General features: G+C 38.4%; 15 protein-coding genes. 1 reads left to right on the top strand and 14 read right to left on the bottom strand.

Annotation, left to right across the window (positions count from 1 at the left end; genetic code table 11):
* Positions 1–198 precede the first annotated feature (198 nt).
* The 7 genes from hpf to C7958_RS05840 form a co-directional block, all read right to left on the bottom strand.
* Entirely contained in the window at positions 199–786 is a 588-nt protein-coding gene (hpf, locus tag C7958_RS05810) for a ribosome hibernation-promoting factor, HPF/YfiA family (protein WP_111571727.1), read from the bottom strand.
* 180 nt (positions 787–966) lie between these two features.
* Positions 967–1,713, bottom strand: a complete 747-nt coding sequence (locus tag C7958_RS05815) for a ComF family protein (protein ID WP_111571728.1) — start codon at positions 1,711–1,713, stop codon at positions 967–969.
* A 2-nt stretch (positions 1,714–1,715) separates the two neighbouring features.
* The gene (sigH, locus tag C7958_RS05820) at positions 1,716–2,342 is read right to left on the bottom strand and encodes an RNA polymerase sporulation sigma factor SigH (RefSeq protein WP_111571729.1); all 627 of its coding nucleotides are present in this window, start codon (positions 2,340–2,342) and stop codon (positions 1,716–1,718) included.
* 126 nt (positions 2,343–2,468) lie between these two features.
* Positions 2,469–2,954, bottom strand: coding sequence for a D-glycero-beta-D-manno-heptose 1-phosphate adenylyltransferase (gene rfaE2, locus C7958_RS05825; RefSeq protein ID WP_111571730.1), 486 nt, complete (start codon positions 2,952–2,954; stop codon positions 2,469–2,471).
* Positions 2,944–3,954 (bottom strand): bifunctional heptose 7-phosphate kinase/heptose 1-phosphate adenyltransferase, encoded by a 1,011-nt coding sequence (locus tag C7958_RS05830; RefSeq protein WP_111571731.1) that lies wholly within the window; start codon positions 3,952–3,954, stop codon positions 2,944–2,946. The genes rfaE2 and C7958_RS05830 overlap by 11 nt, the downstream gene beginning before the upstream one ends.
* A gap of 9 nt (positions 3,955–3,963) precedes the next feature.
* Positions 3,964–4,491, bottom strand: a complete 528-nt coding sequence (locus tag C7958_RS05835) for a hypothetical protein (protein ID WP_111571732.1) — start codon at positions 4,489–4,491, stop codon at positions 3,964–3,966.
* A gap of 48 nt (positions 4,492–4,539) precedes the next feature.
* Entirely contained in the window at positions 4,540–6,735 is a 2,196-nt protein-coding gene (locus tag C7958_RS05840; RefSeq protein WP_243834273.1) for a phosphodiester glycosidase family protein, read from the bottom strand.
* Positions 6,736–7,024: 289 nt separating this feature from the next.
* Here C7958_RS05840 and C7958_RS05845 point away from each other — a divergent pair, with 289 nt between their 5' ends.
* Positions 7,025–8,665, top strand: coding sequence for a radical SAM protein (locus tag C7958_RS05845; protein ID WP_243834274.1), 1,641 nt, complete (start codon positions 7,025–7,027; stop codon positions 8,663–8,665).
* A 6-nt stretch (positions 8,666–8,671) separates the two neighbouring features.
* On the opposite strand, the gene galU is transcribed toward C7958_RS05845, so the two are convergent.
* The 7 genes from galU to C7958_RS05880 all read right to left on the bottom strand — a co-directional run bounded on the left by galU (position 8,672) and on the right by C7958_RS05880 (position 18,176).
* The gene (galU, locus tag C7958_RS05850) at positions 8,672–9,541 is read right to left on the bottom strand and encodes a UTP--glucose-1-phosphate uridylyltransferase GalU (protein WP_111571734.1); all 870 of its coding nucleotides are present in this window, start codon (positions 9,539–9,541) and stop codon (positions 8,672–8,674) included.
* Positions 9,542–9,667: 126 nt separating this feature from the next.
* On the bottom strand, positions 9,668–11,548 hold the full coding sequence (locus C7958_RS05855) for a patatin-like phospholipase family protein (RefSeq protein ID WP_111571735.1): 1,881 nt from the start codon (positions 11,546–11,548) through the stop codon (positions 9,668–9,670).
* A gap of 142 nt (positions 11,549–11,690) precedes the next feature.
* On the bottom strand, positions 11,691–13,436 hold the full coding sequence (locus C7958_RS05860) for a phospho-sugar mutase (protein ID WP_111571736.1): 1,746 nt from the start codon (positions 13,434–13,436) through the stop codon (positions 11,691–11,693).
* Between the two features lie 110 nt (positions 13,437–13,546).
* Positions 13,547–14,248 carry a hypothetical protein gene (locus C7958_RS05865; protein ID WP_243834275.1) on the bottom strand — a complete coding sequence of 234 codons (702 nt, stop codon included), beginning with the start codon at positions 14,246–14,248 and terminating at the stop codon, positions 13,547–13,549.
* Positions 14,249–14,382: 134 nt separating this feature from the next.
* A complete protein-coding gene (locus C7958_RS05870) occupies positions 14,383–16,155 on the bottom strand; it encodes an LPS-assembly protein LptD (protein WP_111571738.1) in 1,773 nt (590 codons plus the stop codon).
* An 85-nt stretch (positions 16,156–16,240) separates the two neighbouring features.
* Entirely contained in the window at positions 16,241–17,173 is a 933-nt protein-coding gene (locus C7958_RS05875) for a hypothetical protein (protein WP_111571739.1), read from the bottom strand.
* A gap of 16 nt (positions 17,174–17,189) precedes the next feature.
* Positions 17,190–18,176, bottom strand: coding sequence for a hypothetical protein (locus C7958_RS05880; protein WP_111571740.1), 987 nt, complete (start codon positions 18,174–18,176; stop codon positions 17,190–17,192).
* Between the last annotated feature and the right edge of the window lie 117 nt (positions 18,177–18,293).

The raw sequence follows: 18,293 nt of genomic DNA on the forward strand, positions 1-18,293 counted from the left end.
CATCTTAAGGTTTAAAACTCAATTAAAGGCAGATTAAAAACCTTAGGTACCAGGTACAAAACGGTCGTTTTGTACCTGGTACTAGTGAAATATGTTACATATAAAAGGGGCTCTCCGCTAAGAGAACCCCTCTGAATCCAAACTTATTCAACTAAATTATTTTAAAATCAAAACTGAAAATTGCTTCTCAGTTATTTATTATCCAAATGTTGGTTCAATCAAACCGTAGTTCCCATCATTACGTTTGTATACCACATTGGTCTCTTCTGTATCAGCATTATGGAAAACAAAGAAATCGTGATCCAGGAGATCCATCTGCATACAGGCTTCTTCTACATTCATCGGCTTCATCGGGAAACGTTTGGTTCTAACTACCTGTGGCTCAAATTCGCCTGTGTCCACATTTTCTGCGTCGTTTCCGAGCTGATGATTTAAAACCTGTTCTTTTCTCTTTTCCTTATACTCTTCTTTATATTCCTGTTTTTTCTCAATGTATCTATCGTGAATTTTAGATTTATACTTTCTCATCTGGCGCTCAAGTTTATCCATCACACCATCGATAGAAGCATACATATCACCTGTAACTTCCTCGCCTCTCAGGATTAAACCTTTAACAAAGGCGGTAACTTCAACAATATGTCTTTCTTTTTCTACTTCCATTGAGATCTGAACTTCCAACGGCTCTCCATTGAAATATTTCTCTAGCTTTTTCTGCACCTTCTCCTCTGCGTGCTTCTTTAGAGCTGGGGTAATATCAATGTTTTTACCATAAGTCATAATTTTCATGAAGCTCACTCCTCTCTTGCAACTATTATTATTATATTTTACTTCTGTATATTATATTATTCTACAAAGTGAAATTAATTCCTGCTTAAAAATCTAATTATTAGAAATATTAATTTGTTTTTAATCTGATGAACAGCTGTCTCCTGCTGCTAAACCACTTTAATAGCCAGAGTTAAAATGTTAGTCAATTTTTACCGGCACCGAGGCAGTTGTCAAAACATAAACACCGGCAGCTTGCATTTCCTTTAAAACAAAGTGAGAAATTTCGGAAGAAGTTGTACCGGTTGTAATTATATCATCAATGATTAAAATATTCTTATCCTTAAAAATAGAAGGATCTACATCATCTTTTAGTTCAAAAGCCCCCTCCAGCTCCAGTTTTCTGGCTTTTTTGGTTAGGGTATAGAGAGGAAGTGAATTTTTCACTCTTAAAAGTACATCCTTATATTCAATATTTATTTTTTTAGAAAGTGCCTGAGCCAATCTTGCTGCCTGATTGTAACCGCGGTAGGTTTTTCGATCCCCATGCATTGGTACCGGAATTAGATAATCAATATCCTGATCCCTAAAATATTCGTCATAGTAGAGAAATAACATCTGCGAAAATGGTTCCGCCAGATCTGGTCGGTGCCCATATTTATATTCTAAGAGCACTTCTCTTGCATAACCGGAATAGGTAAATACACTGCGGGCAAAATTATAAGGAGGCCTCTCCTCCTGACATTCCGGACAGGGCTGACCCTCAATCAAAGCTGCCGGTACCACCTCTCTACCACAGACAGGACAGGCATCTGTGATAAAGGAAAACCGAGCCAGACAGCGGTCACAAATCCCCTCAATTTCAGAATGATCATGTCTTCTTCCACAGGCAAGACAGACAGGCTTTTCAGGATAAACTAAATCTTTTAAAACATCCAGTACTTTCAACTTTAATTAACAACTCCTTTGAGGTTGTAGTGCTCCTTAAGATCATCAATCTTTTTTCTTGCCCGCTGTAGAGCATTATCAACAGTTTTAACATTAATATCGAGATCATCAGATATTTCTTGATAAGATTTACTGTCCAGATAAAGCATAAACACATTCCACTCAAGATCTGTTAATTCTTCTGAAAGTTCATCAATGATTGTTGTTAAGGTTTCCTGACAGATAAATTTTTTCTCCAGGTTTTCTCCTTCATCAGGTAAAATTTCATTAAAAGTTCTTCCTGTTTCATTTCCATAGTCCAGGCTTTTATCCAGAGAAGCTGAGGTGTTTAAAGGCATATGTTTCTGCCTATTTGCCTTTTTAATTGCCGATACCAGCTGTCTGTGAACACAGAGTTGGGAAAAGCCTCTAAAAGAAGCCCCTTTGTCTTCCTTAAAATCTCTGATGGCCTTATATAAACCAACTCTTCCCTCCTGAATTACATCATCTCGATCCAGACCTTTGATAAAAAAGAATCGGGCCTTGGCATATACTATGTCCATATTTTGATCTATTAGATATTCTATCGCAAAGTCATTTCCAGCCTGGGCCATCTCTATAATCTCTTCTTCTTCCTTCTCTTTAAACAAGAATATCCCCCCATCCTGGTCTCAGTTTTCCCTCAAAAACTCATCAAATCCTGAAATGAAATTCCTAATTCCAGCATTGTTACACCTAAAAGTAAGAGGGTCAGCAGAATAAGAATTTGCAGCTGACTATTTTTCATCTTTACTCTGCCTTATCTTTTTGATTATATTTGTTGTTGATTTTCCTTTAATTTCTGTTACTAAAACTATTTTTCCACCGTAGTTGTAGACTGTTTCTGCTTCAGGCAGGTCTTCAATTCGGTAATCTCCACCCTTAACATAAATCTGCGGCTTGAGTTCCTCCAGCAGCTGGCTGGCGTCAATCTCAGAAAATAGAATTAGATAATCAATCATCTCTAAAGCAGCAAGCATCTCCATCCTTTCAGAGTCTGGAACAAAGGGCCGTGCTTTACCCTTCAGTTTTTTAACAGAACTGTCACTGTTTAGAGCCAGCACCAGCTTATCTCCCAGAGAAGCAGCTTTTTTTAAATAACGAATATGACCTACATGCAGGATATCAAAACAGCCATTGGTAAAAACTATTAGCTCTCCTGCCTCTTTATCTGCTTCAATTTCTTTTTTCAAGCTTTCTAAATCCATTATCTTAGCTGTCATTTTTATTCACTTCCCTGATTAATTCTGCTACTGTAACTGAAGCAACACCACTTTTACGGACAACAATCCCGGCTGCATAATTGGCAATCCTAATTGCAATCTCTACCGGGGCACCTGCTGCCAGCGCCAGGATCAGAGTCCCAACAACTGTGTCTCCAGCACCTGTAACATCAAAAACTTCTGTAAAGTTAGCAGCTGGTATATGATCGATACTATCTCCCGGGGCAAAAAGGGTCATCCCATCTCCACCCTGAGTTATCAGCAGATATTGTAATTCCAGTTCTTTTCTCATCTCAAGTCCTGCTTTTTCTACCTCAGCCTGGCTCCTTAATTCCTCTCCATAAATTGCAGAAGCCTCCTCCAGGTTGGGAGTTGCAATTACAGCTCCCCTAAACTGACCCAGCTGATAGCGGCTGTCCACAGCCGAATTTTTGTCAGCTGCAGCTGCAGTTTGAACAAAATCTGTGGTAGTATTTTGATTAAAGATTCCATTACCATAATCCGAAAATAAGACTGCATCACTTTGAGCTACATTCTCTTTTAAATAGGAAAGTAATTTATCTCTCAAACTGCTGCTGATATCAAAACTTTTAACCTTATCCACCCTGACTACCTGCTGGCGGACTATCTGATCTCCACCGGCCAGAATTCTGGTTTTTTCGGCAGTAGGGCGGCTGGCATCCTTAAAAATCCCGGCAGTAATAATCTGACGCTGATCAAGCTCCTCTTTTAAAGCCTCTGCAGCCAGATCATCACCGACAACTCCGAGTAAATCCACTTCAGCTCCCAGGCTGGCAATATTGGCTGCCGCATTGGCTCCCCCGCCAGGAAGAGTTTTTTCCTGCTGATGTTTTAAAATTAAAACCGGAGCCTCCCGGGACAGTCTTTCCGGATCTGCAATAATAAATTTATCGGCAATTAAATCTCCTAAAACCATTATTCGCTTTTCTCCAAATTTTTCAATATATTTTACTAACTCTTCTGCCTGATAGTTTCCCATGTCTTCCCCCTACATTTTATAGCTGATTCCGATATTTAAAACCCTGTTGTCTAAATCCCAGTACTGGTTACCAATACTCAATTCAAAATCACTGCGGGGGCCGATATTATATCTTGCTCCACCACGATAATAAGCGTGATCATCTAAATCATCATCAATAAAATAGTAGGTCTGCCAGAAAAAATTTAAATCAGAATTTAAAGTTGCAGCTGAAATTCCTACACTCTTGCCAAAACTTTGACTGTCAACCTCATCGGTCAGCATCAAATGCAGGTCCATTCTAAACTCTTTTTGAGCAATCATATTTAATCCCATATCTGCACCGATATGAAAACCATCACCATCAAAAGCTAAATTCAGTTTACCCTGCTGGCCTCCATTAAGTCTAAATATTGGTTCCAGCTGTAAAGTATCAATCTCCGATGAATCTCCGGAAATTAAATAATTGACCGACTGCAGTTCAGCTGCACTGACTGCTGAAAAAGATGCGAAAATAATTGCGGCTGTAATCATTAGAATAATTGTTTTTTTATACATTTTATCTCTCCTCATCTAGTAGATTATTTAGGTTGTAACTTAAATTTTTTATTCATCTTTATTGACTATAACTCCATTAGAAATAAGCCTCTCAGCACTGGGACTGTTCATTGTAAAACCTCTGATTACCATCCTGGCTGAAGCACCACCATCAAGATTCATTGCCTCTACTGCACCCAGATCTTTTAGGGTCTCAGCAGTTTCTTCCAGAGTCATCCCAATACTTAAAGTTGACTGTCTGCCGTCAATGGTCAGCATCAGCAGATGATTGTCTTCTGTTAAGCCCAGTGCAGTTCTTGGGGCTCTACCGTTTAATATATCAGGCTGAAATCTTTCTTCTCCACCTGTTATTTTAACTTCCCCATCAGCTAATAGTCTGGGGCCTCCTCCAACTGCATGGAGAATATTTTTTGCCTCTAAATCAGGTGAAAAATTATATTTTAGCTCAGCTGTTTTTCCTTTTAGCTCCGGGATCAAATTAATCAGCTCAGTTTTTTCGGAGCCAACTCGAATAATATAGCCATCAGGTGGGATAGGAGTTTCTATTCCAGACTCTGTTTCTGTGCCCAGGATTTCGCCTGAGCGGACAACTATATCATAATAACCTGCGTTTAAAGCCGGCATTCGAGCTCCATAGTAGCTATTAAAAACTATCACTTCTCCTGCTGTAACTGATCTGTTAACTCCACTTAAGTTAAAGGAGCGCGAAAGTTCTGCAATCTCAAACTCACCCTGCCAGTCCACCTGAGCAAAAGAAAGTTTTTTATTCCGATCAATTAAAAGTGAAGTTCTTTTATACAGTGGTTCACTAACCAGAATTCCATTTAAATAGAGCAAACCAAGAGGCCTGCCGCTGTAGTGAAAATAACCGCCATTAACTCCAGCCAGGGCCGAATTTTTCCGGATTAACTCTCCCAGATCTTCCCGGCCCGGCACAATCTCCTTAGCAAGTACAGGCTTCAGTTTCAATTTGTCAGCTGAGAGATCATAATCAACAACTGTAATCACCCTGGGCCCTGCCCAGCTCATCTGCCTGATTTCCTTAAAGTGCAGACCGCGATCAATTCTGGCAGTAAATTTAAGCTCACTGTCCAGCAGTTCGGGCAGCTCTGCCAGTTCCGCCCGCTCATAATAATAATTTATAATCTCCTGATACTCATAATTGGCCTGAGCCAGAGGAATAATTCCAGCCCGGGGTCTACCTATTTCCTTAAAAGAGAAATCAGTATTATAATAAAATTTATCATTTCTAATTAAGACCTGAGATTCTGTGGCCGCTGCAGCTTCTTTATAAATAGGACTTAACCTGCCAAAGTTTAAACCATTCATATTTCCCAGACGGGCTCCCTGACTTTCCAGCTGATAGAGAAGAGCGGTTCTATAAAGTACTGCCTGGGCTTTTAAAGCCGCCTCCGGAGCTCCAGGATTAAATGAACTCTGCAGTAGATGGGCAGTTAAATCCTCCAGATCAGTTTTATAGCTAAATAAAACTGAATTAGCAAGCGGTCCAAATTGATATTCACCCTGCATTTTTTGATCATTAACCTCAAATTGACCCTTTATTTTGAAAATATGAGCCTCTCTTATTTTTTCGCCCTCAGAATTATAAAAGTTAAGCCCCTCTCCAACTTCCTGACTACCTGATTGGACAGCAGCTAAATTCTCTCCTGGTTCTGCAGCTTCTGGCTGGCTCTCGTTTTCGTCAGCCTGCAGTTCGATTTCTCTAACCCAGCCATTATAACCGGCTTCCTGCAGCTGCTGCTTAAATTCTGCAGCTTTTTCGCGCTCATTAAAAGCACCGGCCAGGACTTTAAACAGTTCAGCCTCTTTTTTGACAACTACCTGTACCTCAAAATCCAATTCTGCCTGGTTTTTATACTCCAGTGCATTTTCCTCAGAAGAACTGGCCATAATCTGAACTCCCCAGCCATCTTTCACTTCCGGCTCTCTACTTTTTTTTGCTTTTTGCTGAACCCTGATTTCACCCTGAGTAATATAATATTCTTTTCCGGCCTCCAGTTTAAAATCAGCAGCTCCAGCAGCCATTAAAACGGTATCTGCCTCAGCTGTTAAAGTGATTTCCCTGGCTGGAGAAAATATGGGTACAGTTATCTGGTGTTTACCCTGAATAAAATCGACAAGTCCTGACTGATAAAATTCTGCCGCAGCCGGCAGTGCTGTTAAAATTAAGATCACTAAAATAAAACATAAAATTTTGGGATTTAATAATTTCAGTTTAAACACAATTTTCATCTCCATTTAAATAATCAAATTATATTAATCAAACCTGTTAATTACAGCAGCTAAAAACAACTTTTTTCTCTACTTATATATATTTTATCTCAAACTTCCAAATCCTGCTTTAAATTCTGATTTATTCGCGTATTTTTCGTAAAAATAAGCTTTATGTTATAATAAAGTCAGCAGACGTAATAATTATTTTATTAATTCCACTTTTTAGTCTATAAAATGCTCTTTTAAATTCTTTTTGAGAACTTAAAACAGCAAATCAATATATCTTGGAAAGGAATTTATGATGAAAAATACTCAGTTGAAAATTACAGTTATCGATGGATATTTAGATGAACCCTCCTGTCTGGGAGTCCCTCCTTATGTCTCACCCCATATTCGTTATCTCTGGGGAGCATTACTCGAATCAAATGTTAGCGCAGATAATCTTAGTTACTTAAGTATTGATGACTTTAGAGCCAATAAAGAAAATGAGTTTAAAAAATTGGAAGCTGTAGATATAGTGATTGTAATTGCAGGTACTACAGTTCCCGGCCATTATCTGGGTGGACAGCCCGCAACAGCCGCCGAAATTAAAGAAATCGGAGAAAAAGTATTTTATCCAACCAAAGTTTTAGGTGGACCGATAACTTTAATTGAAAAAATGAAAGCCAAATTTAAGGATGATTATGATATCCTGACAGCAGAAATTGCTGCAGTTGATATCTTTGAACGATTAAATGAAGTAGAAATTTCAGCCCCAGAAATTGAAAAATATATTAATCAATTTGCCCTAGGTGGAGCCCAGCTGCTCAAAAGGCATCCCAATTATCCCAAAATAGTTGCCGAATTAGAAACATTTAGAGGCTGTCCCCGTTTAAGCCACTGTGCTTTCTGCAGTGAACGGTTAAAGAAGCTGAGCTACAGCCGCAGTCCGGAAGCAGTAGCGGCTGAGGTTAAAGCACTGGCAGCAGCTGGAATCCATCACTACCGTCTGGGCAGTCAGACTGACCTCCTGCTCTATGGAGCTGAAATGGACAGCGGCAGCTTTATCTTAAATCCGGCTCAGATTAGAGATCTCTACCAGGGTATCCGCCAGGCTGATCCGGGGCTTAAAGTACTGCATATGGATAATATGAATCCGGCCGAAATTGCCCGCAATCCGGAAAAAGCAGCCGCGATCATAGAAATAATTAGCAAATATAATACTGCCGGTGATACTGCAGCTTTTGGACTCGAATCTGCTGATCCTGAGGTGCTAAAGAAAAATAATATAGACAGCAGCAGCCGGGAAAATTATTTTGCCATTAAATTAATGAACGAAATAGGCGGCAGACGGGAAAATGGAATCCCCAAATTACTGCCCGGTCTCAACTTTCTGCACGGACTGATCGGTGAAAGCAGAAAGACTCTGGAGCACAACTTTCAATTTCTAAATAAATTACTTAGGGATGATTTACTGCTCAGAAGGATCAATATCCGGCAGGTTGTCCGCCTGGGCAGCTATCCTGAGATAAAATACTCTCAGAGAGAATTTAAAAAATATAAAGAAAAAGTTAATAAAAAGATCAACCATCAGATGCTGAAAAAAGTATTTCCCAGAGGTGTTATTTTAAATGATCTTTATTCGGAAAAGAAAAAAGGGAGCCTCAATTACTGCCGCCAGCTGGGAACCTATCCCATTTTAACCGCAGTAATCGATCAGCCAGACGATTTTTTCGAAAAAGCAAAAGTTGTAGACCACGGCTACCGCTCAATCACTGCCTTAAAATGGCCCCAGAAATTTAGTGATCTAAGCAAAAAAGAGCTGGAAGCAGTACCGGGAATAGGCAGTAAAAGAGCTTCCCGACTCATTCTGGAAAAACCTGAAAATATAGAAGAATTAAAAACACTTCTGACACCAGATTTTGATCAGGAAACTCTTGCTCAATTTTTCAAATTCTAATCTTATCTAAAAATCTTCAGTTAAATCTTTTAAGTACTGTTTAAATTCAGGTCCCAGGTCTTCTCTGGCCAGAGCCAGCTCGACTGTAGTTTTTAGAAAACCCATTTTATTACCGACATCATAACGTTTACCCTCAAAATCATAACCATAAACAGCTCTTTTATCGAGCATAGTTTTTAAAGCATCAGTCAGCTGGATTTCTCCACCTTTTCCGGGAGGAGTATTTTCTAAAATATCAAAAATTTCCGGGGTAATAATATAGCGACCTAATATTGCAAGATTGGATGGTGCTTCTGCAAGCGAAGGTTTTTCGATCATATCTTCAACCTTATAAACATCTCCATCTCTGCGGCTGTAATTAACAATCCCATACTTGCTTACATCTTTTTCGGGAACGGTTTTACAGCCTAAAACAGGTGCTTTTTTTTCCTCATAAACCTCTATCATCTGCTGAATAACAGGTTTTTTAGAATGAATTATATCATCACCTAATAAAACCGCAAAAGGATCATCACCGACAAAAGTTTTCGCACAATAAATCGCGTGGCCCAATCCTTTTTGTTCCTTCTGTCTGACCGAGTGAATAGTGATCATCTCAGAGATATCTTCTACCATCTTTAACAGCTCGGTTTTGCCCTGCTTTTCCAGAGCATCCTCCAGAGCCTGAGATATATCAAAGTGATCTTCAATACTCTGTTTATCTTTGGAGGTAATAATTAAAATATCTTCAATTCCTGCTGCAACAGCTTCCTCAACAATATACTGAATAGCTGGTTTATCTACAATCGGCAGCATTTCTTTGGGCTGAGCTTTAGTTGCTGGTAATAACCTGGTCCCCCAGCCAGCTGCCGGAATTACTGCTTTTTTAATTTTCATATTACCACTCCTCTTAGTAGAAAGTTTGAGATAATAAAATTCTGGTGTTTAAAACTTAGTTTTAAACCATTTACTTTATTCAATTTTATATGCTCATTAGTATTATAACATTAAACTTTATAAATGTTAAAAACTATAGGAAAACTGTAATCCATAACGCTGATCCTGTATTTCAAAATCATGGGCTGCAAATAATTCAACTTCTATCGGTTTTAATCCCAGCAAATAAAGGCGTGAATTAAACCCCGGCCCAACTGCCAGACCTTCTTGATCCCGATCCCTGTCATGATAATAATCAGCAAACAGATAACCACCAATATCAGTCAGCTGCAGAAAATTTAAAAGCTGTAGGGGCAGCCGTAGATTGTAATTATAATTAAAATTGAGCGAGGCCTGCAGATCAGTATATTCTGCAAGTTCCTGACCCCGATAAATGAGTGGCGATTCCACAAAATCACTGCTGTTGTAGACCACTTCAGCCCCAATGCTCCAGGCTTTTGTAAAATCATAATTTATCAGCTGTGAACTCAAAAGATTCAGAGTCTCTTCCTTTCTGGTAAAAAAGATATCATTTTCTGACTGCCACTGCAAATTTTCGCCTAGATAACGGAAATCATTTCCAAAAAGATAATATTCTTTTCCTGCCCGGCTGCCATAACCTCCGGATAAGTTAAAACGCCTGCCGAAGTATTTAAGTTCAGCTTCATACTCATCATCTGTAGCAGAATCATTATCATTTTTATATTTTAAATACAGATCAAAACTATCTCCAATTTTTTTAACTCTAAGAGCTGCTGTATAACCATCTGACCAGCTGTCATCCCCTAAAAAAGATAATCTTGCCCGATTGTGATAAAATTCTATTCCTAACTGCAGTCTGTCCAGAGGAGTCCGAAATAAATCCTGGTTAAATGGTGAAAAATCCCTTCCATAATAAATTAAAGGATTGATTCCACTTTCCTCAACTATTAAACGGTCAAATTCCAGGTCCCGCAGTTCATCATCGAGGTTAAAGGTTTCTCTTTCCTCAGAAGCCCGAAGGGAAATATTTTCTGCTGCCAGTGCTTTTTTTAATTCAGGCATCCGTTTTAAAGTTTCCTGATAGCCGATTTCCACAAGTCTGGCCGCATAATTAAAATCCATAAAAGTATAATCCTTTACATCAGCAGTAATAATAAAATCAGAATATCTATCCAGGATCTGTCCGGAATATCTATTTTGAATTATCTCTAAAAATCGGCTGGCTGACTGAAAAGCACCACCATAATCATAACCGCTTCTGCTTTCTGGAGTGTGAGTTGCAATAACAAAATCTGCCCCCAGCAAAGCAGCTGACTTAGCAGGTGTTGACTCCAGTACCCCTGCATCCATAAAATAATGTCCTTCGCGAGAGTGTATGGGGAAATATCCCGGGATAGAATAAGATGCCTGCAGCACTTCGGAAATTTTCCCTTCTGTTGCCAGATATTTTTTGCCGGAAGCCAGATCGAAACTGAGCTGGGCTGTAGGAATCAGAAAATCTTCCAGCCGTTTTTGGGGAGCAACTGACTCAATAAAAATGTTTGCTTTTTTACTGTTAAGTAAGGCTCCACCCCCAAAGTTAAAAAGACTGGCAAAAGGAGTATCTGTTACAATTTCTTCTATTTGCGTAACAGAAAGACCACTTCCGTAAAGTGTAGCAATGATTGCTCCCATACTTGTTCCCGTCATCAGATCAATGGGAATATCATTTTCTACCAGGGCCTTCACTACTCCCAGATTGGCAATCGCTCTGGCACCTCCACCTGATAAAGCAAGAGCTACTGTGGGATGTTCCAGATTATCAATTTGGTTTTTGAACTTCTGATAGTTTTCTACCAGGTAACTTTCTCCATCAAAGGCAATATTTGATAAATTGATGGCATCAGCTCCAGCAGGGGTTTTCAATTCTGCTGCCAGAGAACTGCTCAAACTAAAAACGATGGTGAAAATAATAACTAAGATTAAAATCAAAAAATATTTTTTCATAATAACACCTCAATTTTGCAAAGAAGTCCAATAATACAGTAAAGGGAGGCAGAGCCCCCCTTTTTAATTTTCCCAATTCTACCAGTTATTTTATTCAATAGATTAAAGATTCTATTTTATAGTTAAATTATTTATAGTTAAATTAAAAGTTACCCATTATCTCTTCGACCTCAGCCATCAATTTTTCTTTAAACTCTGCCAATTCTGACTCTGCAGCTGCCTGATTTTTTTCACGTACGGCAAAATAAAATTTAAGTTTTGGCTCAGTACCTGAAGGTCTAATTGTCAGTTTAGCACCACCTTCAAGTAAAAACTGTAAAACATTTGATTTGGGAAGCTTAATCTCTTCCTCTCTATCTTCTTCTAAATAAGTAGTTTTAGCCAGTTTGAAGTCTTTAGCTACCTTAACCTGGCGGCCAGCAATTTTGTCGGGGCTTTCTTCCCTTAGACTGGCAATGGTTTTAGTAATGACTTCCTGTCCTTCTTTACCTTCCAGACGAATTGATTCTAAATCTTCGAGAAAGTAGCCGTATTTTTCTCTTAATTCTGCCAGGCGCTGAAGCAGATTTATTCCTTCTTCCTTATATTTCAGGGCCATAACTGCAACAAGTCCGGCTGCAACAGCTGCATCTTTATCACGAGCATGTTTCCCAATTAAATAACCAAGGCTTTCTTCAAAACCCAGTATAAATTCTTTTTCACCTGTTTTTTCAAATTCAGTAATTTTTTCTCCGATAAATTTAAACCCTGTTAGTACATCAAGCACCTCTACCCCATAATCAGCTGCAATATCTAAAACCATATCTGTAGACACAATTGATTTTACAATTACACCATTATCAGGTAGATTACCAGCTGCTTTAGCCTCTCTTAAAAGAAAATCAGCAAATAAGACACCTGTTTCATTTCCATTTAAAAACTGATAATTACCCTCAGCATCTTTAACTGCGGGTGCCATCCGATCACAATCTGGATCAGTTGCAATAATTAAATCAGCATCTTTTTCCCCGGCCAGTTTTAAAGCAAGTTCAAAGGCCGCTCTGTCTTCAGGATTAGGGCTCTCTACAGTAGAAAAATCCGAATCTCCATCTGCCTGTTCTTTAACAACATGCAGATTAGAAAATCCTAAATCACTTAAAAGCTTTGGAATAACTGTACTCCCGGTTCCATGTAAAGGAGTATAAACTACTGATAAATTGCTGCCCTTCTCTGCTGTTAATTCTGTATCCGGTAAAATATCAATTAAAGTTTTTTGATAACTTTCGTCAATCTCAGATCCAATATAATTAAGCAGCTCTTCATTTACTGCCTCCATCTCATCCATTGTCTTAACAATGGAAAAATCATCAATTTCATCAATCTCAGCAATAATATCTCTGGCCTGCTCGGGAACTACCTGACCACCATCTTCCCAGTAGACTTTGTAACCATTATATTCTGGTGGGTTATGGCTTGCAGTTACAACAATCCCCCCAATTGCATTTAGTTCCCTAACAGCATACGAAAGTTCCGGAGTGGCTCTCATTCCGGTAAATAAATAAGTTTTAATTCCATTTGCTGCAAGTACAAGTGCTGCCTCCAGCGAAAATTCTGGAGAATTATGTCTGGAATCATAGGCAATTACTACCCCTTTTTCCTGACCATCATCACTGTAATTGATTATATAATTTGCCAGACCCTGGGTTGCTTTGCGGATTACATATTTATTGATTCTATTGGTTCCGGCACCCATTTTACCTCTCATGCCACCTGTACCAAAATCCATATTTTTATAAAAACGATCTTCAATTTCTGCTTCATCATCCTGAATGGCTTCCAGTTCCTTTTTAGTTTCTTCGTCAAAATAATCACTTACAAGCCAATCGCGATATCTGGACATATAACTCAAAATTGATCAACTCCTTTGTTGATAAACGATCTAAATTATTTGTTATACTCATTGAAAATATTATATCACAAATAATTTTTATTATAAAGTTTTTAAAGAATTAAGAAAAATTAGAGTTTATATTTAAAATTAAGAGATATTTTACGGCCGCTCTTATCTGTTTTGCCGGAGTTCTGATCGTTAATCTGGCGGTCAAACTGAATTTTAGTGTCCAGGTCAAGTCTCTCACTTAAATCCCAGCCCCATTTTAATGAAATTCGATTTAAACTGTAATCATTTTTGGGAGTGATATCGTATTCAGTCCACTGCCGCTGAAGTATAAGTTCGTAATCATGTTTTTCGTTTAACTCATACTGTAAGGTGTACTGCAGTCTGGCCAGCTGATAATCCTTGCTTTCTGCTTCCAGATAATCCTTATCCCGCAGCAGCAGCTTAAATCTATTGCGCAATTTATCAGTTAAATAAAAAGTGTAATTGGCCTCTGTTTCTAAATTTAAATTATCATATGTTTCACTTTGCTCATAAATTCTCTGCTGCCGCTGAACTTTAAGATAATAATATTCCCCCACTGCAAGCTGCTGTCTGTAGCGCAGCCACTGCTTATCAAAGCGGTAATAATCCACTACCTCATCCTCATCGTCTTCTAAAATACCGGGGTCAGTATATAACTTATCTCCACTCTCAAAACTGCCGCTGATTTCCGGCTGGTAGCTTTTAGCTGCCGTTTGAGTCGGAAAAAGACTGAGGATAATTAAAAAGATCAGAGTCAAATTAATGAAGGCAGTTAAAATAAATGATGTGTTCTTTTTCACAAAAATCATCCTTTTTCTTTTTATTTTATCATGATAAAAAGAAAAAGTCCTGCAATTTTGTGGAAATTTATCCAATTGTCTGAAATTTATTTAAGTGGGGCTTAAAAATCATTTGTTTTAACTGGAAAAATAATTTAAATAGAAAGCCCAAAATTGATACTCTGATCGATAAACTCGTAACCTATAAAAAAATCAAAACAATCCTCTTTTTTGCGCAGACGCAGATTGATCTCATCCCATTCTTCCTTTTCTAAATCATAACTGCCATCACCTTCGATGGCCCAGACTGAATCCGGATAGTCTCCCTCAATATCAAGTGAGAGAGATGGATTAAGCAGCCGTTCTTCCTCTTCTCGGTCATCAGGTAATGGTGATCGACCGCGAATAGTGTCCTTTTTATAAAAAAGACCTGACTGCAGCAGCAATTTATCATTTAAATTTTTGCGGTAGCGAAAACCAGTATTTAAAACAGAAAAGTGATAGTTCTGATCATAGCCGCTGCGGTAATGGTCCAGACGATAATTATGACTCAAATGATAGGAAAAACCAGCCGGCAGCTGCCAGCTGTTATTATAATTTAAATTGAATCTGTGTTTATTTAATTCCACTCCGCCATTTTCTACCCGACCGGTACCAACCGAGGCTTTAAAGGAATAAACTGCTGGAAAAGAAAGATCCAGATAGGGATAATAATTATAATCTTCTCCCTCTACATATTTTAGATTCCAGTTAACTGCAGTCTGGCTGTGGCTTAAATTATATTTTTCTTTAATTAATTCTTCCCTATTATATTCTCGCCTTAAAGAAGCTCTGACTCCAGTATCAAAAGTATAGCCGGCTGTATAAACTGTTTTAACAATATCCTTAATCTCCGGGTCATATTCTTTACGAACTCCGGTATTTAAACCATTCTCAAAGCGGTAATCTGCATCTACAAAATATCTGTCCACAGCTTCCTCAGGTAATAAATCCCTGAGCAACCCTGTTTCCAGACTCAAATTTCCGGGAGTATAGAGCAGAGAAGTACTAAACTCTTCTTCCTCATCATCTAACTCTTCATCCTCAAAATCATAATCATAAAGGTAATAATAGCGATTTTTAAAACTCAAATCAGCAGTTATTTGATGGTTATTAACAAATTCCCGGGTTTCATCCCGCTCTTCTCCAGAACCGGCCTTCCAATAATAAATTTTTCCACTATTTTTACTGCCAATCTGATAGGGATAGGAAAACTCAACTGTCATTCCCCGGTCATCATAGCCAAACTGGGGTACAGGAAAAGCATCCCGAAGTTTTTCGCCATTTTCCGCTTCCGGGTCATATGTGACTGAATAATAGGGAAGATAAAAAACAGGAATATTAGCTATATGAGGTACAATATGATGAAAAGTTATTGTATTATCGGGATTAATTCGGACTTCTTTTGCCTCAAGATGATAATGCGGCTCTTTGCGAATACAGGGAGTAATAACCGCTGACTGCATAGTTCCTTCAACTGGAGAAGTTGATAAAATATCAAGTCTGGCACCGGAAAAAAACATCTCACCGACCCTGCCTTCAGCTCCATATAAAGTTCCCTCTTCAGTCTCATAATTATAGTCTAAACTTTCTCCCCTCAGATCATCCTGTTCTGATTCAAGCACCACATTATCAAAGGCCTTTAGCTCCTTACTTTCCGTATCAAGCTCAAATTTATCGGCCCGCAGAGTAAAATCAGCCGTCTTAAAAACAGGCGAACCTTCAAAAATCACAATTCCGGACTGCTGCATAAAAGTTATCTCTTCACCCTGGACTGTGTAATCAGCCGCTCCTACAGAAACGCTAACAGCAAAAAGAAAGAACCCAATAAGTAAAATAAATAGCCCAGATCTATTTAATTGAAATGAATTATATTCTGTACTATGCAAAATATTAACTCCTTCATAATTATATACTGCCAGTATATTTTATTAAAAAGCGAAAAAACCCGCCTTCTGGCAGGTTAGATATCAACTATTCTAAGACTAAGCCTCTAACTTTTTTCCTTTCGGTAACCTGGATGTATAATTCTGAACCTGCAGGAATTGTTTCGTCTTCACCCTCAACAAAATAGCCGACAACAACTCCGGGTAAACCTAATAATGCAGTACCCAGCACACTGGCTCCAATAGCCAGTTTCTGTGACTCATTTTCCTCCTGAGCCTCTTCTTCAATGGCTACTTCCAGTGAAGTACCATCAATCGTTGTCAACTTAGGAAAACCAATTTTTATATCCCCATCCTGGCCCATTTTTCCGGCTTCCTTAATTTCAGTAACTTCAAGCTGACCAGTAGTTCCAGCAGGAATGATTAAAGTATCATCTATTTTTATATCTTCAACGACCTGATAGGCTACTTTTTCGCCTCTACTGGCTGTATTAGAATTAATTTCTTCCTGTAATGCAATCCTGATCAGCTGATCAGTTCTGCTTTCTACAAGCTTAACAGGCATCTCTCTACCGCTGATAGTCAGCTGATGAATTTCTTTGATCCGCTCTTTGAGTGGACCTTCATTCACTTCACCACTGATCATCTTCTCTAAATTACTAATTCTCTGCAGCAGATTTAAACTGCCAATTTCTCCACTTACAGCCCACTCGACTGTATTAAAAAGAAAAACTAAAGAAGGAGATTTTTCGGTTGTTTCAAAGAGATCAGCAATTATCTTCTCTGTTCTTTGAACAATTGACCCCGACTGCTTAGACTGATAAAGACTCTGTTCCACAGCAGCAACTCGGTCTAAAATGGGCTCATTTGAGACTGAACCATACAAAAGTTTTTCAGCTTCTGCCAGACCATCCAGTGGAATAATTCCTGCAGCCTGCAGTTGATAAAAGGGCATCAAAGGTGTTAAAATTATTGAAAATACTATAATCAAAACTATAATGTTTTTCATTTTTAATGACAAATTAACTACACCATCCTTAAAAATTTATTTCGAAAGAAGCACTAATATTTCTTTCGCTATCCTCTTCCTCATTTTCACTCTGGATTATTTCATAACCAAGATTTAATCCATAGTTTTCATTTATATTAACTCCCAGTCCCAGATCCCAGGCAGTTTGTGATCTCAAGGTCGACTCCAGATCTGCAGGGTCCAGAAGTTTATAGGAAGCGCTGAAAGTTGCCAGATTATTAAAATCAAGCTCAACCCCGGTTATTCTCTGGGTTAGCTCATCATTTAAGTCAACCTGATAACTGGCTCTAATTGTTCCCCTCCGATCATTATACTGCAGACCAAAAACTGTAGAGTTAGCATTTAAATCAAAATCATTATTAAAACTATTTAAGTCATTATTTTCTATAAAGTCAGCAGATACTGTAAAACGGTCACTGGTCTGATAGGCAACTCCCAGGCTGCGGCTGACTTCATTTTCCTCTCTAAATACTCTTTCTGAGTTATTATTGAGCAGTGATGACTGATCACTATTTATACTCAAATTTGGCTCCTGCCCGGCCGCTTCCGCTTCAGTTTGAGGCCGCTGAACTTCCCACCATTCTCGATTGGCCAGACTGTAACCGGCTCTAATTAAAGCACGCGAGTTAATTGCATATTCTAACTGCAGTTGAGTTTCACTTACTATTTCGTCATTGATAATTTCTTGGTCATAATCTGTATTAAAATTTAAATCAGATAAAAGCTGTAAACCAGGATTTGCCTGAGTTCCATTCCCGGTTAAATTAAAACTGCTGTTATCTATTTCAATGTTTTCTATATTAGTTGGACTTTCATACTGAGAAGCAATCCCCAGTAATTCCTCCCTTGCTGAATCGGAAAAAGATTTTCCTTGAGACAGGTCCAGACTTTCTAAATTTTCGCTTTCAAGATCTGCAGACTCGGCTTCCTGAGCTGCAGCACTAAAACTAAATAACATTATAATTATTAAAGAAAATACAAATATTTTTTTCATCTTACCCTGCCTCCTTTCTTTTCTAGTTACACACTATTAGTATAACAGATATGAGCCGAATAATCCAGATGGTGATGGCTTTTATTTTATTAAATATTATATTTGTCTATCTGGATA

The organism is Halanaerobium saccharolyticum, from assembly GCF_003259895.1.
Taxonomy (GTDB): domain Bacteria; phylum Bacillota; class Halanaerobiia; order Halanaerobiales; family Halanaerobiaceae; genus Halanaerobium; species Halanaerobium saccharolyticum_A.